Below are 24999 nucleotides of genomic sequence, written 5' to 3' on the forward strand. Positions count from 1 at the left end.
GCTTACTCCGCCGCTTCGAGGGACTGGTCGGTGGCCGACAGCGGCCGTTTCGGGCTCTGCGCCTCCGGCGGCTGGGGGGCATCGTGGATGTGCGTCGGGCCGGTGCGCAGCAGGCGGATCAGGTAATAGGTGCCGGCGCCGTAGATGATGGTGTAGGCGACGACGAAGGACAGCAGCGAGATCAGCGCAGCCTCCGTCGTCAGGGACGGGGTAACCGCGTCGGCCGTTTTGAGATGGCCGTAGACCACATAGGGCTGGCGCCCGATCTCGGTGGTGAACCAGCCGGCCAGGATGGCGACGAAGCCGATGGGCATGCAGCCGACCAGAATGCGGTTGAACCAGTCGCTGTTGTACAGCCGGCCCCGGAAGCGCAACACCAGGTGAACCACCGCCACCGTCAGCATCAACAGGCCGATGCCGACCATCAGGCGGAAGGTCCAGAAGATGATGCGCGGATCGGGGCGCTCGTCGGCCGGGAACTGCTTCAGGCCGGGCACCGTGCCGTTGAAATCGTGGGTCAGGATCAGGCTGGACAGGGCCGGGATGCCGATCTCCAGATGGTTGGTTTCCTTCTCCACGTCGGGGATGGCGAACAGCACCAGCGGCGCGCGCGGGCCGCCTTCCCAGTTGCCTTCCATCGCGGCGATCTTGGCCGGCTGGTATTCCAGCGTGTTCAGCCCATGCTCGTCGCCGAGGAAGATCTGCAAGGGCGCCAGAACGGTGATGAGGGCGAGCGCCATGCCGAGCCCCAGCTTCGCATGGTCGAAATGCCGGCGCTTCAGCAGGTAGAAGGCGCTGATGCCGGCGACGACGAAGCTGGTGGTCAGGAACATCGCCGTCACCATGTGGGCGAGGCGATAGGGGAAGGACGGGTTGAACACCACCTGCCACCAGTCGGTGACGAAGTAACGGCCGTCCCGGATCTCGAAGCCGGCCGGGGTGTGCATCCAGCTGTTGGCCGACAGAATCCAGAAGGACGACAACAGCGTGCCCAGCGCCACCAGACAGGCCGCCATCAGATGGATGCCGCGCGGCACCCGGTCGCGCCCGAACAGCAGGATGCCGAGGAAGGCGGCCTCAAGGAAGAAGGCGGTCACGACCTCGTACTGGATCAGCGGACCCAGCACGTTGCCCACCGTGTCGGACCAGCGGCTCCAGTTGGTGCCGAACTGATAGGACATGACGATGCCCGACACCACGCCCAGCCCGAAGGACAGCGCAAAGATCCGCGTCCAGAACTCCGACAGGCTGCGGTAGATGCCCTTGCCGGTGCCCACCCACAGCGCCTCCAAGAGCGCGATCCAGCAGGCAAGTCCAACCGTGAAGCTGGGGAACAGGATGTGGAAGGAGATCGTGAACGCGAACTGGATTCGCGACAGGATCAATGGATCGAGGTCCATGGCCGCCGCCTCATTTGTTTGGGCGCGTGGAATGCCGTTCGCCGGGCGGAACCCGGCGCGGCTGTGGCAAGACCCCATGTAGGGTGAGTGATTGGGCCGGAAAGGGGACTAGTCTTTCGGGCTTGAGCCGGACTACGGGAAGCGGTAGCGAGGATGCGCTTTGCTGCGCGCACTGCCCCTTTGGACGATCTGGTCAGTGGGGCGGCCCGATCAATGCGGTGGATAAACCGCCGTTATGCCGGAAATCACGGTTTGAGCGGCCAGCGCCGCCAGCACGATGCCCAGCACGCGGCTGACCGTGTGGATCACCGTGCGGCCCAGCAGGCGCCCGACCCGGTCGGCGCCCAGCAGGATCAGCGTCACCCCGCCGATCACCGTCGCTGCGGCGCCCAGGACGCTGACCTGCCCCGCCACCGTGGTGCCGACGCGGTCCATCAGCAGCAGGATGGAGGTGATGGCGCCCGGCCCGGCGATCAGCGGGACCGCCAGCGGGAAGACGGCGACATCGTGCGCGTCCTCGTCGGTCATCGCCTCGCCGGTGTCGCGCTCCTTGCGTTCGGAGCGCTTGGCGAACAGCATTTCGAAGGCGATCCAGAACAGAAGCGCGCCGCCGGCGATGCGGAAGGCCGGCATTTCGATCGACAGCGTCTGCAGCACGACCTTGCCGAAATAGGCGAAGAAGACCAGGACCACGAAGGCGATGGCGTTGCCGCGCAGCGCAATGATCCGCTTGTGCCGGTCATCGAAGCCGCGGGTCAGCGCGATGAAAAGAGGCACCAGCCCCGGCGGATCGACGACGACGAAAAAGACGACGAGATTGCTGATGTAGTCCGACAAAGCGGGCTCCAGCCTTATGTGATTATGGAATTGCGGCACCGATCATAGGCTTGGCGGTGCGGGGTGTCACCCCTCGGCCAGCGCGTGGGCGAACGCATCCACTCCCTGCACGCCAGCCGGGGTCAGCGCATAGGTGCCGCGCCCGACCCGCTCGAACCAGCCATAGACATTGCGCTGCAGCATCGGCCCGACATCCTTCGGCGCCCCCGCCTTGCGAAGGGCGGCAACAGTCAACGGCCCGTCGCGCAGCAGGCGGGCGATGCGCAACGCGTCCTGGCGATAGGCGGTGACGATGGCGACGCGGGTGGACCCGCCCCGGTTGGGATCGCCGACCCGGCGGGCATGCTCGCCCAGCAGGCGATGGGTGCGCTTCTTGTCCTTGCGCGGGGTATAGGGAACGGGATCGAGCAGCACGGTGACGCGGCAGTCCTCCGCCAGCCCCGGATCGACCATCAGCAGGCCGAGACCCAGCCGGCGACAGAGCTTCTTCACGTCACCGTCCAGTGGAGACGGTCCGGTGGCCTTGCGCCCCGGCTGAGGCACGGCGAGATAAACGCTGTCGCTGACCGCCAGCCGGTCCACCCCCTGCAGCACGAGGTCGAGCGTGAAGCGCTTCTTCAGTTCGACGATCACCGGCGGCTCGGCCCCGCGCGTGGCGACGAGATCGCAGCCATGGATCTCCGCCTTCACGTCATAGCCCTGGGCTTCGAGGAACGCCTTCACGGGCGCGTAGAGGTCGGTTTCTGCGGTGACGGTCAAAAGTCGCCTGTCAAAACATCAATGGCACGGCGAATGTCGGAATGAGCGTCGGATGCGGATGCGACGACAGTGCCGATTTGCGTAACGGGCAATGCGACGATCTGCGGTGTCGCGACGACGAATGCCTCGTTGCCGACCATGATCGACGGCATGATTTTGGGAATTGGATGTTCAACTTCGGATGACCGGATCAACGGAACGACGACACGGGTTCTGTCGATGCCGACATAATCACCCTGAACGATCAAGAGATAGGGAATGGGGTGAGTCTTCTTTCCCTTCGCCGCCGGGTTGAGACAGACGTCCAGAAATCTCATTCGAAATTCCGGTACTCTTCACCAAAAAGGCCCAGTCGGTCCACCAACGCATCGTAGGCGGCAAACGCCGCCCGATTGTCCTCCATCCATTTCTTCTTTTCGGCTTCGATGGCAGACACACGCGATGCATTTTCCAGCGTATCGGAAACGGGAAGCTCATTCTTCTTGGCTGGATCGATCCTGGACATCGAACGGCTCCCGAACATGCATCACTGAGCTAAGAATAGTGCCGCGGCTCCAGCCTGTCCAGTTCAGGGCCGTCGCAATCAGGAGCGGGAAGGACCTGCGCCCTTCCCGCTTCCGCTCGTCAAGCCGCCGCCTTCTGCTTGCGCAGGATGCCGAGGATGTCGGACGCCGCCTTCGGGATGTTGGTGCCCGGGCCGTAGATCGCCGCGGCGCCGGCCTTGTAGAGGAAGTCGTAGTCCTGCGGCGGGATCACGCCACCGCACACCACCAGAATGTCTCCGGCACCCTGCTTGCGCAGTTCCTCGATCAGCTGCGGCACCAGCGTCTTGTGGCCGGCCGCCTGGGACGACACGCCAATGACGTGGACGTCGTTTTCCACCGCCTGCCGCGCCGCCTCGTCCGGGGTCTGGAACAGCGGGCCGATGTCGACGTCGAAGCCGATGTCGGCGAAGCTGGTGGCGATCACCTTGGCGCCGCGATCGTGGCCGTCCTGGCCCATCTTCACCACCAGGATGCGCGGCCGGCGGCCTTCCTCGGCGGCGAAGGAAGCGACCTCTTCCTGGATGCGCTTGAAGCCCTCGTCGCCCTCATAGGCAGAGCCGTAGACGCCCGACACCGAGCGGATGACGGCGACATGGCGGGTGAAGGCCTTCTCCAGCGCGTCGGAAATCTCGCCGACGGTGGCGCGGGCGCGGGTGGCCTCGACCGACAGGGCCAGCAGGTTGCCGGTCTTCTCCGTCGCGGCCTTGGTCAGGGCAGCCAGAGCCTCCTGGCACTTCGCCTCGTCGCGGCTGGCGCGGATCTGCTTCAGGCGGGCGATCTGCGCCTCGCGGACCGCGGTGTTGTCGATGTCCAGCACGTCCACCCCCTCGGGGTTCTCCGGACGGTACTTGTTGACGCCGACGATCACCTCCTCGCCGCGGTCGATGGCGGCCTGACGGCGGGCGGCGGCCTCCTCGATCAGCAGCTTGGGCATGCCGCTCTCGACCGCCTTGGTCATGCCGCCCATCTCCTCGACGCGGCCGATCAGTTCCAGCGCGGCGTTGGCGAGGCTGTGGGTCAGATGCTCGATGTAGTAGGAGCCGCCGAGCGGATCGACCACCTTGGTCACGCCGGCTTCCTCGGCGATGATCAGCTGGGTGTTGCGGGCGATGCGGGCGGAGAATTTGGTCGGCAGGCCCAGCGCCTCGTCGAAGGCGTTGGTGTGCAGCGACTGGGTGCCGCCCAGCACCGCGGCCATCGCCTCGATGGTGGTGCGGATGACGTTGTTGTAGGGGTCCTGCTCGGTCAGCGAGACGCCGGAGGTTTGGCAGTGGGTGCGCAGAGCCAGAGACCGCGCGTCCTTCGGCTGGAACTTCTCCTGCATCAGGGAGGACCACAGCAGGCGCGCGGCGCGCAGCTTGGCGATCTCCATGAAGAAATTCATGCCGATGGAGAAGAAGAAGGACAGGCGCGGCGCGAACTTGTCGACCGGCAAGCCCTTGGACATCGCCGCGCGGACATACTCAAGACCGTCGGCGATGGTGAAGGCCAGCTCCTGCACCGCCGTCGCCCCGGCCTCCTGCATGTGATAGCCGGAGATCGAGATCGAGTTGAACTTCGGCATGTGCTGTGAGGTGTACTCGATGATGTCGGCGATGATCCGCATCGAGGGTTCGGGCGGGTAGATGTAGGTGTTGCGGACCATGAACTCCTTGAGGATGTCGTTCTGGATGGTCCCGCTCAGCTTGTCCTGGCTGACGCCCTGCTCTTCCGCCGCGACGATGTAGCCGGCCAGGATCGGCAGCACCGCGCCGTTCATGGTCATCGACACCGACATCTTGTCGAGCGGGATGTCGGCGAAGAGAACCTTCATGTCCTCGACGCTGTCGATCGCTACGCCGGCCTTGCCGACATCGCCGACGACGCGCGGATGGTCGCTGTCATAGCCGCGGTGGGTGGCGAGGTCGAAGGCCACCGACAGGCCCATCTGGCCGGCCTTGAGGTTGGCCTTGTAGAAGGCGTTCGACTCTTCGGCGGTGGAGAAGCCGGCATATTGCCGGATGGTCCAGGGCTTCACCGCGTACATCGTGGCGCGCGGGCCGCGGGTGAAGGGCGGGAAGCCGGGCAGCGTGTCCAGCTCCATCCCTTCCAAATCGGCGGCGGTGTAGAGCGCCTTGACGTCCAGCCCTTCCGGGGTCTTCCAAACCAGCTTGGAAAGGTCACCGTCGGCGCCGAGATCCTTGGCGGCCAGCTTGTCCCAATCGGCAAGGGTCTTCTTCGGGAACTCGGTCATCGACGCCTCCTGATGGCTTCTTATGGGCGTGGTGGAGCATTGCCCCCACCCTAACCCTCCCCCGCTGTCGCAGGGGAGGGGATCTCCCCCTCCCCCGCCCAGCGGGGGAGGGTTGGGGTGGGGGCAAGGGGTGGTACGCTTCCTCTCGGTACTGTTCTTCTTATTATACGGTTACGCGAATTCCACGATCTTCTGATCGACCGCCAGGCTGCTGCCCGGGGCTGCGTGGATTTTCGCGACCGTTCCGTCCTGCGCGGCGCGCAGAATGTTTTCCATCTTCATGGCCTCGACCACGGCCAGCACCTCGCCGGCCTTGACCTCCTGCCCTTCCGACACCGCCAGCGACACCAGCAGGCCCGGCATCGGCGACAGCAGGAACTTCGACATGTCCGGCGGTGCCTTGACGGGCATCAGCGCGTCCAGCTTGGCCGCCTTCGGCGTCAGCACCTTGACGATGGCCTGCGAGCCGCTGTGGTGCAGGCGATAGCCGACGCCGACGCGGTCGATCTGGACGCAGACATGCTGGCCGTTGACCGTGCCGCGGAACAGCGGCTCGCCGATCTGCCAATCGCTCCACACCGTGTGGTGCTTGCCGTCGATGTCTACGGTGTAGCCGATGCGCTGCGGGCTGCCGTCGGCCGGGTGCAGATGCACCGGATGCTGGTTGCCGTCCAGCACCACCACCCAGTCGTCGCGCACCGCCACCTTGCTGCCGGGCATCTTGCCGGAGATCTGGATGTCGCGGTCGTTCAGGCTGCGATGGATCACCGCCGCGACCGCGATCAGCACGGCCGGGTCTTCCGGCGGCAGGTCGGAGGCATGGAAGCCGTTCGGATATTCCTCGGCGATGAAGTTGGTGGTCAGCCGCCCGTCGACGAAGCGCTGGTTCGCCATCAGCGAGGCCAGGAACGGGATGTTGTGGCTGACGCCGCGGATGTAATACTGGTCCAGCGCCTCGCGCATGCCGGCGATCGCCGCGTCGCGCGTCGAGCCCCAGGTGCAGAGCTTGGCGATCATCGGATCGTAGTACATCGAGATCTCGCCGCCCTCGAACACGCCGGTGTCGACACGGACATGCGGATCGGCGGCCGGCGGCTGGTAATGGGTCAGGCGGCCGGTGGAGGGCAGGAAGTTGCGGAAGGGATCCTCGGCATAGACGCGCGCCTCGACGGCCCAGCCGGTCAGCTTCACGTCGTCCTGAGTGATCGACAGCTTCTCGCCGTAAGCGACGCGGATCATCTGCTCGACGAGGTCGAGGCCGGTGATCAGCTCGGTGACCGGATGTTCGACCTGAAGACGGGTGTTCATCTCCAGGAAGTAGAAGTTGCGCTCGGCGTCGACGATGAACTCCACCGTGCCGGCCGACTTGTACTGAACCGCGTTGGCCAGGGCCACCGCCTGCTCGCCCATTGCCTTGCGGGTGGCGGCGTCGAGGAAGGGCGACGGGGCCTCTTCGATGACCTTCTGGTGGCGCCGCTGGATCGAGCATTCACGCTCGCCCAGATACAGGCAGGTGCCCTGCCCGTCGGCCAGGACCTGGATTTCGATGTGGCGCGGCTGCTGGATGTACTTCTCGACGAAGACGCGGTCGTCGGCGAAGCTGGAGCGCGCCTCGTTCTGGGCGGACCGGAAGCCCTCGCGCGCCTCCTCGTCGTTCCAGGCGACGCGCATGCCCTTGCCGCCGCCGCCGGCCGACGCCTTGATCATCACCGGATAGCCGATGTCGCGGGCGATGGTCACCGCCTCGCTGTCGTCGGCGATGACGCCGAGATAGCCGGGGACGGTGGAGACGCCGGCCGCCTTAGCCAGCTTCTTCGACTCGATCTTGTCGCCCATGGCCTGGATGGCGTGGGCGTCCGGACCGATGAAGGCGATGCCGGCGGCGGCCAGCGCCTCCTGGAACTCGCGCTTCTCCGACAGGAAGCCGTAGCCGGGGTGGACGGCCTGGGCGCCGGTCTTCTTGCAGGCATCGACGATGCGGTCGACCAGCAGATAGCTCTGGGCCGACGGGGCGGCGCCGATATGGACGGCCTCGTCGGCCATCTCGACATGCAGGGCGTTCTTGTCGGCGTCGGAATAGACCGCGACGGTCTTGATGCCCATGCGGCGTGCCGTGCGGATGACGCGGCAGGCGATCTCGCCACGATTGGCGATGAGGATCTTCTCGAACATGCTGCCGGCCCTCACAGCGGAATGTTGTCGTGCTTGCGCCAGGGGTTCTGGAGCTGCTTGTTCTTGAGCATGGACAGCGCCTTCGTGATGCGGCGGCGGGTGCCGTGCGGCATGATGACGTCGTCGATGTAACCGCGCGAGGCGGCGACGAAGGGATTGGCGAACTTCTGCTTGTACTCTTCCGTACGCGCCTCGATCTTCTCGGCGTCGCCGATGTCGCTGCGGAAGATGATCTCCACCGCGCCCTTGGCGCCCATCACCGCGATTTCAGCCGACGGCCACGCATAGTTCAGGTCGCCGCGCAGATGCTTGGACGACATCACGTCGTACGCGCCGCCGTACGCCTTGCGGGTGATGACGGTCACCTTCGGCACGGTGGCCTCGGCGTACGCGTACAGCAGCTTGGCGCCATGCTTGATGATGCCGCCGTACTCCTGCGACGTGCCGGGCATGAAGCCGGGAACGTCGACCAGGGTCAGGATCGGGATTTCGAAGGCGTCGCAGAAGCGGACGAAGCGCGCCGCCTTCTTGGAGCTGTCGATGTCCAGGCAGCCGGCCAGAACCATCGGCTGGTTGGCGACGATGCCGACCGTGGAGCCGTTCATGCGGGCGAAGCCGATGAGGATGTTCTTGGCGTATTCCGGCTGGAGTTCGAAGAAGTCGCCCTCGTCCACGATCTTGAGGATCAGCTCCTTCATGTCGTAGGGCTTGTTCGGGTTCTCCGGCACCAGCGTGTCGAGAGAGAAGTCCTCGCGGTCGAGCGGGTCGCTGCAGGGGCGGACCGGCGCCTTCTCCCGGTTGGAGGACGGCAGGAAATCGACGAAGCGGCGCAGCTGCAGCAGCGCCTCGACGTCGTTCTCGAAGGCCAGATCGGCCACGCCCGACTTGGTGGAGTGGGTGACGGCGCCGCCCAGCTCTTCCGCGGTCACGACCTCGTGGGTGACGGTCTTCACCACGTCCGGGCCGGTGACGAACATGTAGGAGCTGTCCTTCACCATGAAGATGAAGTCGGTCATGGCCGGCGAGTACACCGCACCGCCGGCGCACGGCCCCATGATGAGGGAAATCTGCGGGATGACGCCCGACGCATCGACATTGCGCTGGAACACCTCGGCATAGCCGCCGAGCGAAGCGACACCTTCCTGGATGCGGGCGCCGCCCGAATCGTTCAGGCCGATGACCGGCGCGCCGACCTTCAGCGCCTGGTCCATGATCTTGCAGATCTTCTCGGCATGCGCTTCGGACAGCGCGCCGCCGAAGACCGTGAAGTCCTGGCTGAAGACGAAGACGAGGCGGCCGTTGACGGTGCCGTGCCCGGTCACCACGCCGTCGCCCGGGACCTTCTGGTTTTCCATGCCGAAGTCGATGCAGCGATGTTCGACGAACATGTCGAACTCCTCGAACGATCCTTCGTCGAGGAACAGGTCGATCCGCTCGCGCGCGGTCAGCTTGCCTTTGGCGTGCTGGCCGGCGATGCGCTTCTCACCGCCGCCCAGCCGCGCCGCGGCGCGCTTGGACTCCAACTTGGCCAGAATGTCTTGCATCGGGCGTTTCCAATCCTTGGCGTCGCAGTGACGGTCCCCGCTCCGGCGGCAAGCGACGCAATCATTCACCGGAACGCCGCGGATTATTCACAAACTTCGCAGCGCTTCAAACAGCCTCTTCGCAAAAACGTGCGAAGTTGCGAAGCCCTTTGCAATTGCGGCTTAGCGCTTGCTAAGATTGCGAAGAACGGCGGATTTCCAAGGCCGTCGCCGGGGCGGGAATTTATACGCATGCAAAAGAAGCTATTCCTTGGCTACAAGCTGCGCCGCCTGCGCGAACAGCGCGGCCTGACCCAGGCGTCGCTGGCCAAGACACTGGAGCTTTCTCCCAGCTATCTCAACCAGTTGGAGAACAACCAGCGCCCGCTGACCCTGCCGGTGCTGATGCGGATCGCCGCCATCTTCGAGCTGGAACTGTCCGCCTTCCTGGAGGACGAGGACAGCCGGCTGGTCTCCGACCTGCGCGAGGCGCTGGCCGATCCGCTGTTCGTCGGCGCGCCGCTGACCGCGGGCGAACTGCGCAGCGTGGTGGGCTCCAGCCCGGAACTGGCCCGCCGGGTGCTCAGCCTGCATCAGGCCTATCAGAAGCTGCATGAGCGGGTGCAGTCGCTGGCCGACAGCCTGTCCAACCGCGAACAGGGCGACAGCTTCGCCGGCCCGCAATTTCCGTATGAAGAGGTGCGGGACTATTTCCACTATTGCAACAACTACATCGGCCCGCTGGACGAGGCGGCGGAACGGCTGTGGGACACCGAGAAGATCCATTCCGGATCGCTGCTGAACGAACTGGCCGCCTATCTGAAGCGCCGCCACGACGTGCGGGTGAAGATCGTCGCCGACGAGGCCGGCGAAACCGCCATGCGCAGCTACGACGCCACCACCGGCACGCTGCGGCTGTCGGCCCTGCTGACCAGTTCCAGCCGCGCCTTCCACATGGCGAACCAGATCGCGCTGCTGGAATTCGGCGACCAGATCGACGAGCTGGTGGATCAGGCGAAATTCTCAAGCGAGGACGCACGGTCGATCTGCCGGGTCGGGCTCGCCAATTACTTCGCCGGGGCGCTGGTCCTGCCATACCGCGCCTTCGCGGCGCAGGCCCGCGCCTTGCGCCACGATGTGGAGCAACTGCAAAGCCGCTTCTCCGCAAGTTTCGAGCAGGTCTGCCACCGGCTGTCCACCCTGCAGCGGCCGGGGGCGCGCGGCCTGCCCTTCTATTTCGTGCGGGTCGACATGGCCGGCAACATCACCAAGCGCCATTCGGCGACTCGCTTCCACTTCGCCCGCTTTGGCGGCGCCTGCCCGCTGTGGAACGTGCACGAGGCCTTCGCCCAACCCGGCAAGATCCTGGTGCAGTTCGCCCAGATGCCGGACCGCACCGCCTATATCAGCATCGCCCGCACGGTGACCAAGCGCGGCGGCGCCTATCTGAAGCCGTCACGGCAGTTCGCCGTCGGGCTGGGTTGCGAGGCGAGCCACGCGCCGGAGCTGGTCTATGCCGCCGGCATCGACATCACCGACATGAAGGCGGCGGTGCCGATCGGCGTGAACTGCCGCCTGTGCGAGCGCACAGATTGCCAGCAGCGCGCCTTCCCGCCGATCGGCAGCGAATTGCGGGTGAACGAGCATCACCGCAGCTTCGTGCCCTATCTGTTCAACCCGCCGGACACACGGTCCGGCTGACTTTCGCGCCGGTCGGGACCGCCTCGCCCCCGTCGCCATCGTCACCCCCGTCGAGAACGACCCGGTCACGCCCTTCGCCCTTGGCCCGGTACAGCGCATTGTCGGCGCGGATCAGCAGGCGGTCGATGCCGTCGCCGTCCCGGAAGCCGGCGACGCCGAAACTGCCGGTCTGCCGGTGGCCGTTGGGGAAGCCATAGGCGCGCATGGTCCGCCGCAATCGTTCGGCAATCGCAAAGGCGGCTTCCAGGCTGGTCTCCGGGCAGAGGATCAGGAATTCCTCGCCACCCCACCGGCCGACCGTATCGGTCGACCGCAGCGCTTCGCGGGCCAGACCGGCGAACTCGACCAGGACCTGATCGCCGAAGACATGGCCGTAGCGGTCGTTGACCTGCTTGAAATGGTCCAGATCGATGAGGATGATCGACATCGGCCTGCCATAGCGGACCGCCCGCTCCATTTCCGAACGGCAGACGTCGTTCAGGTGGCTGCGGTTGGCGAGGCCGGTCAATACGTCGGTGCGCGACTGCACCCGCAGCCGCTCGTTCACCCGCATCAGCTTCAGGATCCAGAACAGGCTGGTCAGAATGACCGCCGCCGGAATGGCCAGCAGCTTCGCCAGCGTCCACGGATCGAGCGGCGACTGGACCTGAATGGCGACATGCCGGTTGGCGATGACGGTACGCTCCGCGGTCGAGATCGTCCGAACCCCGCGGTCGAGGGCGGCCAGCAATTCCGGCTCGTCCCGGCGCACGCCGATCCGCAGCATATTCTCATAACCCGGCAGATGGCCCGCAACCTTCAGGTTGAACCAGCCGGCCGTCTTGATGGTGTAGACGGCGACCGTCAGCGATCTCAGCGTCATGTCGGCCTTGCCGCGGGAAACCATGGCAAATGCCTCGGCCTCGGTACCGACCAGGACGATGCGCAGGTTGGGGAAATCGCGCCGCACCCTCTCTTCGATCGACGTGCCCTTGGGGAGCACCATCGTCTCGCCGCTGACCCCGGCGAGATCGGCGACATAATCGTGACCCTCCCGCGTCACCAGCACATTGGGATCGACGAACAGCGGTTCGGTGAAGGCCAGCCACTCCTCGCGCGTCGGCGTCCGGTTCAGAAAGCTGAGGAAGCGGCAACGCCCATCGCGCGCCGCCGCCATGCTGTCCTCCCAATCACGGGTCGGCAGGACACGCAGGTCCACCCCGGAGCGTTGCGAAACCAGGGACAGCAGGTCCGCGGCGATTCCCTGGTGCTTTCCGTCGGCGGTGATCGATTCGTAGGGCGGCCAGTCCGGATCGGTGCAATAGGGAATCGACTCGCCGCCATGCGCCGCCGCACTGGCCAGCAGCTGTACCGGAACCGCAAGTGCCGCCAGGAGGTGCCGCAGCCGGCCCAACGGTCGCCCGGACATCGATTCTGCCATAGAGCCACTTCTCCGGCGTCGGCCAGCCTACCCAGGTATATCGGCGGCAGGATAACGCGCTTCGTGGATCAGGGCTTGCTAAATGATGCGTCGCTGGCCCGTAACTTGCTGAGAATGTGTCGCAAGATCGGCCGGAGCGCTGACCTCGGTCGTTTTCCGGCCCGATCGCTGCAAGCTGCTTCGCATTTTGCCAATGGCGGGCCATGGACGGTGACAATCTGCATCACGCCCCCAACCGGCGGGGGACGGCCTTCGCTCCCGAAGCGCTGGCCCGCATGCTGTCGGTATCGACCGCGGCCCTGGCCCAGGGACGCGGCATCGCCCTGGACGTGAGCGTGCTGAGCGGCATGCCGCCGCGGCTGGTGGGCGATGCGGAAACCGCAGGCGCGCTGTGCAACGCGCTGGCCGCCAGCGCCATCGCCAATGCCGGCCCCGGACGGCTGGACGTGCGCCTGTCGGCCCTGCCGGCGGGGGATGAGCGCGTGACCCTGCGGGCCGAACTGACCGGACGCTTCGACAGCCATGGCGAGACCGGCTTCGGCCAGGAACTCGCCCGGCGCCTGCTGGCGGCGCTGGGCGCCCAGATGACGGTGGAACACCATGCCGACGGGATGCGGCGGGCGGTGCTGGACATGCCGGTCGCCCTGCCCTCCCGCACCACCGACGCCGAGCGGTTGATGAATTGGGCGCGCGCGCGCGGCGGCCGGCTGCTGGTGGTGGACGACAGCGCCACCAACCGCATGGTGGTCGCCGGGCTGCTCGCCAAAGCCGGATTCTCGGTCGAAACCGCCAATGGCGGAGCGGAAGCGGTGGAGGCCGTCGCCCAGGCGCCGGTTCCGCCCGAAGCGGTGCTGATGGACGTCGCCATGCCCGACATGGACGGGGTGACGGCGACCGCCACCATCCGCCGGCTGGGAGACGGGCGGGGCCGCATCCCGATCATCGCCGTCACCGCCAACGCCCAGCCGGAAGACCGCATCCGCTGCCTGTCCGCCGGGATGAACGACTATCTGACCAAGCCGGTGCGGCGCGCCGACCTGCTGGGCGCCCTGGAACGCTGGCTGGCGCCGCCGCCGGTCTGAAACCTTAAAAGGACGAGTCCGGCTCTTTCAGGAAGGCATCCTCTTCGGGCGTGCTTGCACGGCCGAGGATGGCGTTGCGGTGGGGAAAACGGCCGAAGCGCTGGATGATTTCGCGGTGGCGCCGGGCATAGCGCACAGTCGTCTCATCGCCCACCCGCTCGGTGAACAGGGCGACGGAGCGGTCCTGACTCGCCATGTCCTCGTGATGCTCGAAGGGCAGGTAAAGGAAGATCCGCTCGTCGGTCGTGCATTCCAGATCGAAGCCGTTGGCGACGGCATGGTCGCTGACGGCCCGCGCCTTGCCGTCGGTGGCAAAGGCGCGCGGATCGTTGCGGAACATGTTGCGTGGCACCTGATCCAGCAGCACGCACAGCGCGATGCAGCCGTCGACATCCTCCATCCAATGATCGTACGCGCCGCGCGCCGCCGCCTCGTAATGCGGACCCAGCGTATCGGCGACCGCCCGGTCGAAGCTGGCCGATTTGCGGAACCAATAGGGCTTCATCGCCTCGTCGAACCAGAAATCGACGATCTCGTCGATCAGCTTGTCCACCATCGTTCTCTCCACCCCTGCGTCTGACGCCCGATGAGCTATACCCCCAAACAGGAACAGGGCGCCCAACGGGGCGCCCTGTCCAGGTCTCACATCACCTCACCGAACCGTCGGGCTCAGTGCAGCGTGCTCCACAGCTTGCGCTTGGCGGCGTACATCAGGCCGGCCAGCACCAGCAGGAACAGGATGACCTTGACGCCCATCTGCTTGCGGGCATCCAGGTGCGGTTCCGCGACGAAGGTCAGGAAGGTCGCCACGTCGTGCGCCTGCTGCTCCACCGTCGCCTTGGTGCCGTCGGCGAAGGCGACGCCGTCGGGCTGCAGGATGTTCGGCATGCCGACCTGATGGCCGGGGAACACCTTGTTGTAGTTCATGCCGTCCATGATGTGGACGTCGGGCGGCGGCTCCTCGAAGCCGGTCAGGAAGGCGTAGATGTAATCCTCGCCACCGACGCGGGCCTTGGCCATCAGCGACAGGTCCGGCGGCAGCGCGCCGTTGTTCGCCACGCGGGCGGCCTGATCGTTGGGGAACGGCGACGGGAAGCGGTCGGCCGGGACGCCCGGACGCATGAACATCTCGCCCGCGTCGTTCGGGCCGGCCTGCACCTCATAGCCGGCGGCGAGCGCCTTCAGCTCGTCTTCCTTGAAGCCGATGCCGGCCAGCGTGCGGATCGGCACCAGATGCATCGAATGGCAGGCCGAGCAAACTTCCTTGTAGATCTGGAAGCCGCGCTGCGCCGACGCCTTGTCGATGGTGCCGAAGATGCCGGAATGCGGCCAGCTCTGCTTGGGGATGTGCACGCCTTCGGAGGCCTGCGCGGCCCCGGCGATGCCGAGCGCCAGCGCCGCCGAAAGGATTGCAGTCTTCAACGCGCGCATCAGGCCTTCTCCATCGGCTTGGCATGGGCGCCGGCGGCGATGCCACCACCGCCCTTCAGAACGGACTCGGAGATGCTGGTGGGAAGCGGAGGCGTGCGCTCCAGCTTGCCCAGCAACGGCAGCAGGATCAGGAAGTGGAAGAAGTAGTAGGCGGTGCCGATACGCGCGATCAGCAGCCAGGAGCCCTCAGCCGGCTGGGAACCGGCATAGCCCAGGATCAGGGCGTCGATCGCCAGGATCCAGAAGAACTGGCGGTAGACCGGGCGGAACTTGCAGCTGCGGATCTTGGAGCGGTCGAGCCACGGCAGGAAGACCAGCAGCGCGATCGAGCCGAACATCGCCAGCACGCCGCCCAGCTTGTCCGGGATCGCGCGCAGCATGGCGTAGAAGGGCAGGAAGTACCATTCCGGAACGATGTGCGCCGGGGTCACCAGCGGGTTGGCCGGAATGTAGTTGTCCGGATGGCCCATGTAGTTCGGCATGAAGAACACGAACACCGCGTAGATGATCAGGAAGATCACCACGGCGAAGCCGTCCTTGACCGTCACGTAGGGGTTGAACGGAACGGTGTCCTGCGGACCCTTGGGCTCGATGCCGAGCGGGTTGTTCGAACCGCAGACATGCAGCGCCGCCGTGTGCAGGATCACCAGACCCAGCAGGACGAAGGGCAGCAGGAAATGCAGCGCGAAGAAGCGGTTCAGCGTCGGGTTGTCGACCGAGAAACCGCCCCACAGCAGCGTGACGATGGGATCGCCGACGATCGGGAAGGCCGAGAACAGGTTCGTGATGACGGTGGCGCCCCAGAAGCTCATCTGGCCCCAGGGCAGCACATAGCCCATGAAGGCGGTGCCCATCATGACGAGGAAGATGATGACGCCCAGGATCCACAGGATCTCGCGCGGCGCCTTGTAGGAGCCGTAATACATGCCGCGGAACATGTGGATGTAAACGGCGATGAAGAACATCGACGCGCCGTTGGCGTGCACATAGCGCAGCAGCCAGCCGTAATTCACGTCGCGCATGATGCGCTCGACCGAATTGAAGGCCAGCGAGGTGTGCGACGAGTACTGCATCGCCAGGAACAGGCCCGTGGCGATCATGATGACCAGCATGATGCCGGCAATGGCACCGAACGCCCACAGATAGTTGACGTTCCGCGGCATCGGGTAGTGGTTGTACTCGTGATCCAGCATCGTGAAGATCGGCAGGCGGCTGTCGATCCAGTTCACGACCGGATTCTTGAACTTGGTGGCTTGAACCTGAGCCATCTCGGGGTCTCCAGAACCGTTGGGCCGCTTAACCGAGCCGGATCTTGGTATCGCCGGTGAAGGCGTACGTCGGAAGGACAAGGTTGGCGGGGGCCGGGCCCTTGCGGATGCGCCCAGCGGTGTCGTAGTGCGAGCCGTGGCAGGGGCAGAACCACCCGCCATAGTCGCCGCGCGGATCGGTGACCTTCTGCCCGAGCGGCACACAGCCCAGATGCGTGCAGATGCCGATGACGATCAGCCATTCCGGCTTCTTCACGCGGGCATCGTCGGCAACCGGATCGCGCAGGTCGCCCAGATTGACCGTCTTGGCGGACTCGATCTCTTCGGCGGTGCGGTGGCGGACAAAGACAGGCTTTCCGCGCCAGGTGACCGTGATCGCCTGGCCGACGGCCACGGGGGCCAGATCGACGTCAATGGAGGCGAGCGCCAGGGTGTCGGCCGCCGGGTTCAGGCTGTCGATGAAGGGCCAAGCCGCCGAGGCCGCCCCGACGACGCCGACCGCACCGGTGGCAAGATACAGAAAATCGCGGCGGGAACCCCCCTCGCCGCCGGAGGCCGCGTGGCCACCCGTCCCGGGCGGATGCGTGGTCTGAGCCATAAGCCTGTTTCTCCTCAAGGCATGCCCGACGCCCTTTGCCCGCGCCGGACGACCGATGGACCGTAATACTGCAAGACGCGGCTTGCCCGCCCGCCGGAAGGAAAACCCTCAGGCATGCCGCGTCCTTCCGGAGTGGGTATCTCCGGATTCAGACCTGCGGTATACCGTCGCGTCGACATCTTGAAAAGTCCTTGGCCGGGGGACAATTTGTCGCGTGTGCGAAGGGCAAGAACATTTGTATGCAAAACAAACACTTCGAAGCAAGGCCCGCGTTGCGCCTTGTGCTGTTCGAACCCGACATTCCGCAGAATGCGGGGACCCTGATGCGACTCGCGGCGGGGCTCGGCGTCGCGCTCGACCTGATCGAACCCTGCGGCTTCGTGCTGGATGACCGCCGGTTGCGGCGCGCCGGGATGGACTATCTGGACCACCTGAACTGGGTACGGCACAGCTCCTGGTCCGCATACCGCGCGGCGCCGCAGGCCGGGCGGCTGGTGCTGCTGACCACGCGGGCGGCGATTCCCTACACCGACTTCCGCTTCGCCCCCGGCGACCGCATCCTGGTCGGCCGTGAGAGCGCCGGGGTGCCCGACGAGGTGCATGACGCCGCCGACGCCCGGCTGGTGATCCCGATGGTGCCGCCCGCCCGCTCCTTGAACGTTGCGGTCAGCGCCGCGATGGTGTTGGGTGAGGCCTTGCGGCAGACTGCCGCCGCAGGTCTCCAGCCCCTCTCTGCACAGCCGGAAACGCCATGACTGCCGCCACGTCAGCCGACCCCAGCACCGTCGAAGACCGCAAGGCCCGCGCCGCCGCCTGGTTCCAGGAGCTGCGCGACCGCATCTGCGCCGCCTTCGAGACGCTGGAGGACGAGCTGACCGGCACCCACGCCGACCTGCCCCCCGGCCGGTTCGAGCGCAAGAGCTGGGCTCGCCCGGATCATGGCGGCGGCGAGGGCGGCGGCGGCACCATGTCGGTGATGAAGGGCCGGGTGTTCGAGAAGGTCGGGGTCAACATCTCGACCGTCCACGGCACCTTCAGCCCGGAATTCCGCGCCAACATCCCCGGAGCCGCCGAGACCGGCGCGTTCTGGGCGTCGGGGATCAGTCTGGTGGCGCACATGCGCTCGCCGCTGGTGCCGGCGACGCACATGAACACCCGCCACATTGTGACGACCAAGGGCTGGTTCGGCGGCGGCGCCGACCTGACACCGATGATCCCGGACGACCGGGATACCGCCGACTTCCACGCCGGCCTGCGCGCCGCCTGCGACCGCCACGACCCGGACTATTATCCGCGCTACAAGGAGTGGTGCGACCGCTATTTCTACCTGCCGCACCGCGACGAGGCGCGCGGCGTCGGCGGCATCTTCTTCGACAATCTCGAGTCGGGCGACTGGGAGGCCGACTTCGCCTTCACCCGCGACGTCGGCACCGCCTTCCTCGACACCTACGTCGCCCTGGTCCGCCGGCACATGAACCGCCCCTGGACCGCCGAGCAGCGCGAGCACCAGTTGGTCCGCCGCGGCCGGTATGTGGAGTTCAACCTGCTCTACGACCGCGGCACCACCTTCGGCCTGAAGACCGGCGGCAACACCGAGGCGATCCTGATGAGCCTGCCGCCCGAGGTGAAGTGGCCGTGACTTAACGGCGCTGTCCCATCTGGAGCCAGGGCGCCCAGGCCTGCCGCACCATCTCGCCCCACAGACGCATCGGCGCCATCCACAGCTCGGCCATGCCGGCCGCCATCGGGTTGGCGCCCGGCTTGCCGCCGACGGGGCCGGCCAGCAGCAGCGGAGTCATCAGGCTGGGGGCCAGCAGCTTGGCGACGGCGTCGAAGGACGGGGTGGCGCGGAACTGGATGGCGATCACCTCAGCGCCGTCGTCGCCGGCCTCGCGGTGGCGGATTTGGATTTCCAGGTTCGGCAGATGGGCGGTCAGCGTCGTTTCGTCCGGCTTGCGGTCCATGCTCAAGCGCTCCATTCGGGGTTCTGGACGGGGTTCGGCGGTGCCAGGATAGGGTTTTTGCAACTGCGAAGAAACCCTCTCCAAAGGGGATGGCGGCAACCAATCCCCTTGCCGGCCGTTGTTGGCCGTATGGACAGCACCCTCCCCCCGCCCGATTTGGCCCCATCCGATGCGGATACCCCCTCGCCCGAGCAGGAAGCCGCCTGCGCCGGGTTGACCTACAGCTCCGACGAGATGCCCGGCATCCGGCGGCGGCGCTACGGCAAGGGCTTCCGCTTCCTGTGGCCCGACGGGGCGCAGGTGACGGAGGAGGACACGCTGGCGCGCATCCGAAAGCTGGCGATCCCGCCAGCCTACCGCGACGTCTGGATCTGCCCCGATCCCGACGGCCATCTGCAGGCGACCGGCCGCGACGCCAAGGGGCGCAAGCAGTACCGCTACCACCGTCGCTGGACCGAACTGCGCGAGGGCACAAAGTTCGGCCGCATGCTGGATTTCTGCCGCGCCCTGCCGCATCTGCGCGAGCGGGTGAACGCCGACCTCGGCAATCGCGGCCTGCCACGGGAGAAGGTGCTGGCCGCCGTGGTCCGCCTGCTGGAAACCACGCTGATCCGCGTCGGCAACGAGAGCTATGCCCGCGAGAACAAGAGCTATGGCCTGACCACGCTGCGCGACGGCCACACCGAGATCGAGGGGTCGGAGGTCCGCTTCTCCTTCAAGGGCAAGTCGGGCAAGGAATGGAACGTCTCGCTGCGCGACCGCCGGCTGGCCCGCGTCGTCGGTGCCTGCCGCGACGTGCCGGGCGACGAGCTGTTCCAGTATCTCGACCGCGACGGGCAGCGCCACGCCGTGACCTCCGGCGACGTCAACGCCTATCTGCGCGAGGCGACCGGCGCCGATTTCACCGCCAAGGACTTCCGCACCTGGGCCGGCACGGTGCTGGCCGCCATGGCTCTGCGCGAGTTCGAGAGCTTCGACAGCGCCAGCGCCGCCAAGCGCAACGTCACCCGCGCCATCGAGCAGGTCGCCACCCGCCTGGGCAACACTCCCAGCGTCTGTCGCAAGAGCTACGTCCACCCCGAGGTGCTGGACGCCTATCTGGAGGGCGACCTGCTGGAGTCGCTGAAGCGCGAGGTCGAGGCCGAGCTGCGCAACGAACTGGCGGGGCTGAGTGGTGAAGAGGCCGCGGTGCTGGCCTTCCTGCGCGAGAGGCTGGAGCGGGAGACGGCGGCGCGGGCGCGGGAGAAGCGGTAGGGGTGGTTAAGTGCGGACTTCGGATGCCCCCACCCCAACCCTCCCCCGCTGGGCGGGGGAGGGTTGGGGTGGGGGTCTAACGCTGCGACCTCAAACCGCCTCCGCCGTCTCCGTCACCGGCAGCAGGCGGCGCATGACAAGGCAGACCAGATCGCCGGCGATCAGGCCGTCCGCTCCCACATGGGACTGCACGCTGCGCAGCACCAGTTCGGTGCGGTCGCGGGCGGACATGCCGCGGCTGTGGGCCAGGGCGGCGGCGAGGCGCTCCTCGCCGAAGGGCTCGCGCTGGCCGTCGACGGAGCGCAGCACGCCGTCGGTGCACAGGAACAGCGTCTCGTCCTGGTTCAGCGTCACCACAGCTTCGGCATAGGGCGCGCCGCGGCGGACGCCCAGCGCCGGGCCGCCGGTGGCGGTCAGGAACTCCACCCCGCCGTCGGCGGTGATGCGGCAGGCGCCGCGATGACCGGCGGCGGCATGGACCAGCGTGCCGGCGACACGGTCATAGACGGCGACGAAGACGGAAGCGAAGCCGTTGAAGGGGCTTTCGCCGCACAGCCGCTCGTTCGCAAGGGTCAGGATCGCCGCCGGGCCGACGCCGGGACGGGCCGCTTCGCGGATGGCGCCGCGCACCATCAGCATCAGGAAGGCCGCCGGCACGCCGCCGCCCGACACGCCGGCGGTGACCAGCAGGCTGTAGCGCTCGTCCAGCTCGATCACGTCATAGAAGTCGCCGCTGACCGTGTGGCCGGGCAGCAGCATGGCGTAGAACTGGCTGTCGCGGCCGACCGGCAGCTGGCGGGGCAGCAGGTTGGACTGCACGTCGCGGGCGGCGCGCTGCTCCTCCTCGATCAGCTGTTCGGCGGCGGCAAGCTTCTCCGTCTTGGTCTCCAGCTCCGCCCCGCGCATGACCAGCTGGGCGTCGAGAGTCTCCTCGCGTGCGCTCGCCTCCATCGCCATGCGGCGGAAGACGCGCGACAGCCGGCCGAACTCGTCGTCGCGGTCGGCCGCCTCGTTCAGGGTGAAGGGGTTGAAGCGGCCGGCCTCCACCGCCTTGACCGCCTCGCTCAGCCGCTCCACCGGCGCCATCTGGTCGCGGGCGAAGCGCACGCAGGCATAGACGCCCAGCGCCAGCACGAGGACACCGACCAGACCGCCGATCTTCAGCTGGCGGCTCAGCATCGCCCCCGGCTCCGTATAGGGAACCCGCACCACGGCGACCGTCGGCACGCCCGCCGCCGAACCCGCGGCGGTGGTGGGGCCGGCGTAACGGATCGGCGCCAGCGCCAGCATGCTGTTGCCCGACACGCGGATCGCCACGTCGCCGCCCGGCACCACCGCCTTCGCCGCCGCGATGTCGGCGTCCGACAGCGGACCGCCGGCCCCGTCACCCATCACCGCCCCACGGGCCAGCACCCGCCCGTCGCGGTCGAGCAGCCATGCCCCCTCCACCGCGCGCGTGGCGAGCAGCCCGTCGATCAGGCCGTCGGTGCCGGAATTGCGCACGATGTCGGCGAGGCGCCGCACGTCGGTGCCGACCTGGACGATGCGCGGCTTGTCGACGCCGGTCACGCCGGCGAACTTCATCAGCCGGCCGTTCTCCATCGCCGGTTCGGAAACCACCGACGCGGGGGAGCGGTTCAGCAGGCCGGTATAAGCGCCATGGCGCGGCCCGCCCTTGGCATCCTGGCCGAAGACCGGGTCGGGACCGGCGAGGTTGTGCAGATAGGCCCGGCCGCGGTTGTCGGTGATCCACATTTCGTCCGGGCCGCCGGCTTCGGCGATCTGCTTCAGCCGGTCGTTGATGGCGCGCGGCGACTGCTTCGCCGCTTCCGCCAGCGCCACCAGATGGGAGGTCAGCGTCGCTTCCGACAGCAGCCGTTCAGACAGCAGGGCGTCGACCTCCTGCGGGATGTCGCGGGCCTGGGCGGCCCCGCGCGCGAGCAGCCCGGCGGTCAGCCGCGCCTCCGCCTCGATCCGCTCGGTCAGGGCGGCGCGCGTCGTCCAGGCCATCGTCGTGGTGACCGCCGCGATCGCCAGCAGCACCAGACCGGTGACCAGCAGGATCAAACGCTGTTGGAACGTCATGGGTTTGCGCCCGCCCCCTGTGGCTGAACAAGCAATTTGCCTTTGCCACCGCTTCTACCGGTCCCGGGCGCGCAAGTCCAGGCGCCGGTCGGCGTGGACTTGCGGCAGAACGCTCCGCCGGAGCATCATGCGCAAGATTCAACCGCGGGCGCGACATTATCTCTTTCGTAACCAGATGGTCGGTAAGACGGACAGGATCCGCCGCCTTCCCGCTGGTGCACGCCCATGCCGATGAATGTCCTGGAAATCGCCGTCTATGCCATGGTCCTCACCGCCGGCCAGCCGCATCCCTTCGAATGCGTCGCGGTCAAGCCGGAGGGGGTGAACTGCACCAACGGCCTGTCGGCGAAGCCCGACGGACCGAATCTGCTGTTCAACACCGGGATCCAGGTCATCAAGGACCGTCAGGGCCGCGTGCAGCTGAGCAATGGGCTGCAGACCCGCTTCGACAGCTCCGCCTGGGTGGAATTCCAGGATGCGGGCAAGAAGCCGGTGGTCAGCGTCCGCAAGACCGGCCCGCTGCGCTTCAAATTCTCCAACGGCTTCCAGTGCGAGGCGATGGGCAACCCGGAAGACATGGCCCGCTGCTACAAGCCCTGACGGCAGTCTCTGCTCAGCGGCTGATGCCGCGGCGGTCCATCTCGTCTTCGATGGCGCGGCGGTTCTGCCGGATCTGGCGCTGCTCCTCGCTCAGCCGCTCATACTGGTTGCGCAGGTCGCGGTCGGAATAGTCGCTGTAGGCATTGCCGCGGCGATTGCCGGAGGAGCCTTCGTAGCGGCGGCCGTCGCGGTTCAGGTCGCGGTCTTCCGCGGCGCGGTCGTTGCGGTCCTGCGGGTAGGCGTTGGGGTTGACCGCACGGTTCAGCTGGTCGAGTGCCCCGCCCCATCCATTCTGCGATTGCCCATTCTGGGATTGGCCGCTCTGGGCCAGCGCCGGTGACGAGAGGGCCAGGACGGCCGCGGCCGCCAGGATGACTGTACGCATCGGACGTATCCCCTTCATACGGTTGTCGTTCTCTTATCGACAACCGCCGGGGAAGCGATCCGTTACGATTCCAGAGGATCCGGCCCAAGGTCACCGCGGCCGTGCGGGGCGTCGAGGTCCAGCTCCGGCCCCTTCGGCACGATGCCGGTCGGGTTGATGGTGGCGTGGCTGCCGTAGTAGTGGCGCTTGATGTGGTCGAAATTCACCGTCTCCGCCACGCCCGGCACCTGATAGAGGTCGCGCAGATAGCCCGACAGGTGCGGATAGTCGGCGATCCGCCGCTTGTTGCACTTGAAATGCCCGACATAGACGGCGTCGAAGCGCACCAGCGTGGTGAACAGGCGCCAATCCGCCTCGGTCAGGCGGTTGCCGGCCAGCCAGCGCTGGGTCGCCAGCTTGGCGTCGATGCCGTCCAGCGCGGCGAACAGCGCGTCGAAGGCGGCCTCGTACTTGTCCTGGGAGGTGGCGAAGCCGGCCTTGTAGACGCCGTTGTTGACGGCGTCATAGACGAAGGCGTTGACGCGGTCGATCTCCTCCACCAGTTCCGGCGGGCAGAAGTCGGTGCGCACGTCGGTGAAGGCGTCGAATTCGCGGTTGAGCATGCGGATGATCTCCGCCGACTCGTTGTTCACGATGCTGCCGGTCTTCTTGTCCCACAGCACCGGAACGGTCACCCGGCCGCTGTAGCCGGGGCTGGCCTTCAGATAGACCTCGTACAGCCGGCGGGCGCCAGTGACGGGTTCCGGTTCGGCGAAGGTCCAGCCGTCCGACAGCATCAGCGGATCGACGACGCTGACGCCGATCACCCCGTCCAGCCGTTTCAGCTTGCGGAAGATCAGCGTGCGGTGCGCCCAGGGGCAAGCCAGCGACACCATCAGGTGATAGCGCCCGGCCTCCGCCGGGTAGGGGGTGGAGCCGTCGGCCGACACCCCGTCGCGGAACTGCGCCTCCGTCCGGACGAACGCGCCGCCGGTCTTCTTGGTGTCGTACCACTGGTCGTGCCACTGTCCGTCGATCAGCAGGCCCACGGCTCCCTCCTCTTCTTCAGCGTTTGCGACGAGTCATCAACCGTGCAGCTTGGTCGCGATCTCGGCGACATGGCGGCCCTGATAGCGGGCGCCGTCCAACTCGACCGCGCTCGGCCGGCGGGAGCCGTCGCCGCCGGCGATGGTGCTGGCGCCATAGGGCGAGTTGCCCATCACTTCCGAAACGCCCATCTGGCCCTGGAAGGAATAAGGCAGACCGACGATCACCAAGCCCAGATGCAGAAGCACGGTGTGGGTGCTGAGGATCGTGCTCTCCTGCCCGCCATGCTGGGTTGCGGTGGAGGTGAAGGCCGCGCCGACCTTGCCAACCAGGGCGCCCTTGGCCCACAGCCCGCCGGTCTGGTCGAGGAAGTTCTTCATCTGCGAGGCCATGTTGCCATAGCGGGTCGGTGTGCCGATGACGATCGCGTCGTACTGGGCCAGCTCGTCCACCGTGGCAACGGGGATGTTGCTCTCGTCCTTGTAATGGGCGGACTGGCGGACGGCCTCCGGCACGAGTTCCGGCACGCGCTTCACCGTCACCTCGGTCCCGGCGACGGAGCGGGCGCCCTCGGCCACCGCCTGCGCCATCTCCGACACATGACCCCAGCTGCTGTAATAGAGGACCAGAACCTTCGCCATCGCCGTCACTCCCTGTTTCGTTGCGTCATCGGGCCGCCGCAGCCGGTCATGGCCGCGGGGTGACACCAAACATAG

General features: G+C 66.8%; 24 protein-coding genes. 6 read left to right on the forward strand and 18 right to left on the reverse strand.

Annotation, left to right across the window (positions count from 1 at the left end; translation table 11 throughout):
* Positions 1–2 precede the first annotated feature (2 nt).
* The 8 genes from TSH20_RS15035 to TSH20_RS15070 form a co-directional block, all read right to left on the reverse strand.
* The gene (locus tag TSH20_RS15035; protein ID WP_109075500.1) at positions 3–1400 is read right to left on the reverse strand and encodes a cytochrome ubiquinol oxidase subunit I; all 1398 of its coding nucleotides are present in this window, start codon (positions 1398–1400) and stop codon (positions 3–5) included.
* A gap of 210 nt (positions 1401–1610) precedes the next feature.
* Positions 1611–2237: a MarC family protein gene (locus TSH20_RS15040; protein WP_109075501.1), complete on the reverse strand. Its 627-nt coding sequence runs from the start codon at positions 2235–2237 to the stop codon at positions 1611–1613.
* Positions 2238–2303: 66 nt separating this feature from the next.
* Positions 2304–2996 carry a DUF2161 family putative PD-(D/E)XK-type phosphodiesterase gene (locus tag TSH20_RS15045; protein WP_109075502.1) on the reverse strand — a complete coding sequence of 231 codons (693 nt, stop codon included), beginning with the start codon at positions 2994–2996 and terminating at the stop codon, positions 2304–2306.
* Positions 2993–3313, reverse strand: a complete 321-nt coding sequence (locus TSH20_RS15050; protein WP_109075503.1) for a CcdB family protein — start codon at positions 3311–3313, stop codon at positions 2993–2995. Before TSH20_RS15050 ends, TSH20_RS15045 begins: the two co-directional genes overlap by 4 nt.
* Positions 3310–3501, reverse strand: a complete 192-nt coding sequence (locus TSH20_RS15055; RefSeq protein WP_158282002.1) for a type II toxin-antitoxin system CcdA family antitoxin — start codon at positions 3499–3501, stop codon at positions 3310–3312. The genes TSH20_RS15050 and TSH20_RS15055 overlap by 4 nt, the downstream gene beginning before the upstream one ends.
* 119 nt (positions 3502–3620) lie before the next feature.
* On the reverse strand, positions 3621–5774 hold the full coding sequence (gene scpA / locus TSH20_RS15060) for a methylmalonyl-CoA mutase (protein ID WP_109075505.1): 2154 nt from the start codon (positions 5772–5774) through the stop codon (positions 3621–3623).
* Between the two features lie 171 nt (positions 5775–5945).
* Positions 5946–7946, reverse strand: a complete 2001-nt coding sequence (locus tag TSH20_RS15065; RefSeq protein WP_109075506.1) for an acetyl/propionyl/methylcrotonyl-CoA carboxylase subunit alpha — start codon at positions 7944–7946, stop codon at positions 5946–5948.
* 11 nt (positions 7947–7957) lie between these two features.
* Entirely contained in the window at positions 7958–9490 is a 1533-nt protein-coding gene (locus TSH20_RS15070; protein ID WP_109075507.1) for an acyl-CoA carboxylase subunit beta, read from the reverse strand.
* 231 nt (positions 9491–9721) lie between these two features.
* Here TSH20_RS15070 and TSH20_RS15075 point away from each other — a divergent pair, with 231 nt between their 5' ends.
* Entirely contained in the window at positions 9722–11170 is a 1449-nt protein-coding gene (locus TSH20_RS15075) for a short-chain fatty acyl-CoA regulator family protein (RefSeq protein WP_109075508.1), read from the forward strand.
* Here the strand turns inward: TSH20_RS15075 and TSH20_RS15080 are convergent.
* A complete protein-coding gene (locus TSH20_RS15080) occupies positions 11142–12590 on the reverse strand; it encodes a diguanylate cyclase (RefSeq protein WP_109075509.1) in 1449 nt (482 codons plus the stop codon). The two genes, TSH20_RS15075 and TSH20_RS15080, sit on opposite strands and share 29 nt — an antisense overlap.
* Before the next feature lie 203 nt (positions 12591–12793).
* Here TSH20_RS15080 and TSH20_RS15085 point away from each other — a divergent pair, with 203 nt between their 5' ends.
* Positions 12794–13672, forward strand: coding sequence for a response regulator (locus TSH20_RS15085; RefSeq protein ID WP_109075510.1), 879 nt, complete (start codon positions 12794–12796; stop codon positions 13670–13672).
* 4 nt (positions 13673–13676) lie between these two features.
* Here the strand turns inward: TSH20_RS15085 and TSH20_RS15090 are convergent, their stop codons facing one another.
* The 4 genes from TSH20_RS15090 to petA form a co-directional block, all read right to left on the reverse strand.
* The gene (locus TSH20_RS15090) at positions 13677–14228 is read right to left on the reverse strand and encodes a DUF924 family protein (RefSeq protein WP_109075511.1); all 552 of its coding nucleotides are present in this window, start codon (positions 14226–14228) and stop codon (positions 13677–13679) included.
* Between the two features lie 113 nt (positions 14229–14341).
* Positions 14342–15103 (reverse strand): cytochrome c1, encoded by a 762-nt coding sequence (locus tag TSH20_RS15095; protein ID WP_109075512.1) that lies wholly within the window; start codon positions 15101–15103, stop codon positions 14342–14344.
* A complete protein-coding gene (locus tag TSH20_RS15100; RefSeq protein WP_109075513.1) occupies positions 15103–16371 on the reverse strand; it encodes a cytochrome b/b6 in 1269 nt (422 codons plus the stop codon). The genes TSH20_RS15095 and TSH20_RS15100 overlap by 1 nt, the downstream gene beginning before the upstream one ends.
* Positions 16372–16399: 28 nt before the next feature.
* Positions 16400–16969 carry a ubiquinol-cytochrome c reductase iron-sulfur subunit gene (gene petA / locus TSH20_RS15105; protein ID WP_109075514.1) on the reverse strand — a complete coding sequence of 190 codons (570 nt, stop codon included), beginning with the start codon at positions 16967–16969 and terminating at the stop codon, positions 16400–16402.
* 272 nt (positions 16970–17241) lie between these two features.
* On the opposite strand from petA, the gene TSH20_RS15110 reads away from it, so the two are divergent.
* Both TSH20_RS15110 and hemF read left to right on the forward strand, forming a co-directional pair.
* Complete coding sequence (locus tag TSH20_RS15110; RefSeq protein WP_109075515.1) at positions 17242–17724, forward strand: tRNA (cytidine(34)-2'-O)-methyltransferase; 483 nt, start codon at positions 17242–17244, stop codon at positions 17722–17724.
* A complete protein-coding gene (gene hemF / locus TSH20_RS15115) occupies positions 17721–18608 on the forward strand; it encodes an oxygen-dependent coproporphyrinogen oxidase (RefSeq protein ID WP_109075516.1) in 888 nt (295 codons plus the stop codon). The genes TSH20_RS15110 and hemF overlap by 4 nt, the downstream gene beginning before the upstream one ends.
* Position 18609: 1 nt before the next feature.
* Here the strand turns inward: hemF and TSH20_RS15120 are convergent, their stop codons facing one another.
* Positions 18610–18933, reverse strand: a complete 324-nt coding sequence (locus tag TSH20_RS15120; protein ID WP_109075517.1) for a hypothetical protein — start codon at positions 18931–18933, stop codon at positions 18610–18612.
* 129 nt (positions 18934–19062) lie between these two features.
* Here TSH20_RS15120 and TSH20_RS15125 point away from each other — a divergent pair, with 129 nt between their 5' ends.
* Positions 19063–20187 carry a DNA topoisomerase IB gene (locus TSH20_RS15125; protein WP_109075518.1) on the forward strand — a complete coding sequence of 375 codons (1125 nt, stop codon included), beginning with the start codon at positions 19063–19065 and terminating at the stop codon, positions 20185–20187.
* A 90-nt stretch (positions 20188–20277) separates the two neighbouring features.
* Here the strand turns inward: TSH20_RS15125 and TSH20_RS15130 are convergent, their stop codons facing one another.
* Positions 20278–22272 carry a SpoIIE family protein phosphatase gene (locus TSH20_RS15130; RefSeq protein WP_109075519.1) on the reverse strand — a complete coding sequence of 665 codons (1995 nt, stop codon included), beginning with the start codon at positions 22270–22272 and terminating at the stop codon, positions 20278–20280.
* A 225-nt stretch (positions 22273–22497) separates the two neighbouring features.
* On the opposite strand from TSH20_RS15130, the gene TSH20_RS15135 reads away from it, so the two are divergent.
* Positions 22498–22872: a hypothetical protein gene (locus tag TSH20_RS15135; RefSeq protein WP_109075520.1), complete on the forward strand. Its 375-nt coding sequence runs from the start codon at positions 22498–22500 to the stop codon at positions 22870–22872.
* 13 nt (positions 22873–22885) lie between these two features.
* On the opposite strand, the gene TSH20_RS15140 is transcribed toward TSH20_RS15135, so the two are convergent.
* The 3 genes from TSH20_RS15140 to wrbA all read right to left on the reverse strand — a co-directional run bounded on the left by TSH20_RS15140 (position 22886) and on the right by wrbA (position 24924).
* A complete protein-coding gene (locus TSH20_RS15140; RefSeq protein WP_109075521.1) occupies positions 22886–23257 on the reverse strand; it encodes a hypothetical protein in 372 nt (123 codons plus the stop codon).
* A gap of 62 nt (positions 23258–23319) precedes the next feature.
* The gene (locus TSH20_RS15145) at positions 23320–24285 is read right to left on the reverse strand and encodes a glutathione S-transferase family protein (protein ID WP_109075522.1); all 966 of its coding nucleotides are present in this window, start codon (positions 24283–24285) and stop codon (positions 23320–23322) included.
* Between the two features lie 36 nt (positions 24286–24321).
* Complete coding sequence (wrbA, locus tag TSH20_RS15150) at positions 24322–24924, reverse strand: NAD(P)H:quinone oxidoreductase (protein ID WP_109075523.1); 603 nt, start codon at positions 24922–24924, stop codon at positions 24322–24324.
* Positions 24925–24999: the final 75 nt, after the last annotated feature.

It is taken from the genome of Azospirillum sp. TSH20, assembly GCF_003115935.1.
Taxonomy (GTDB): domain Bacteria; phylum Pseudomonadota; class Alphaproteobacteria; order Azospirillales; family Azospirillaceae; genus Azospirillum.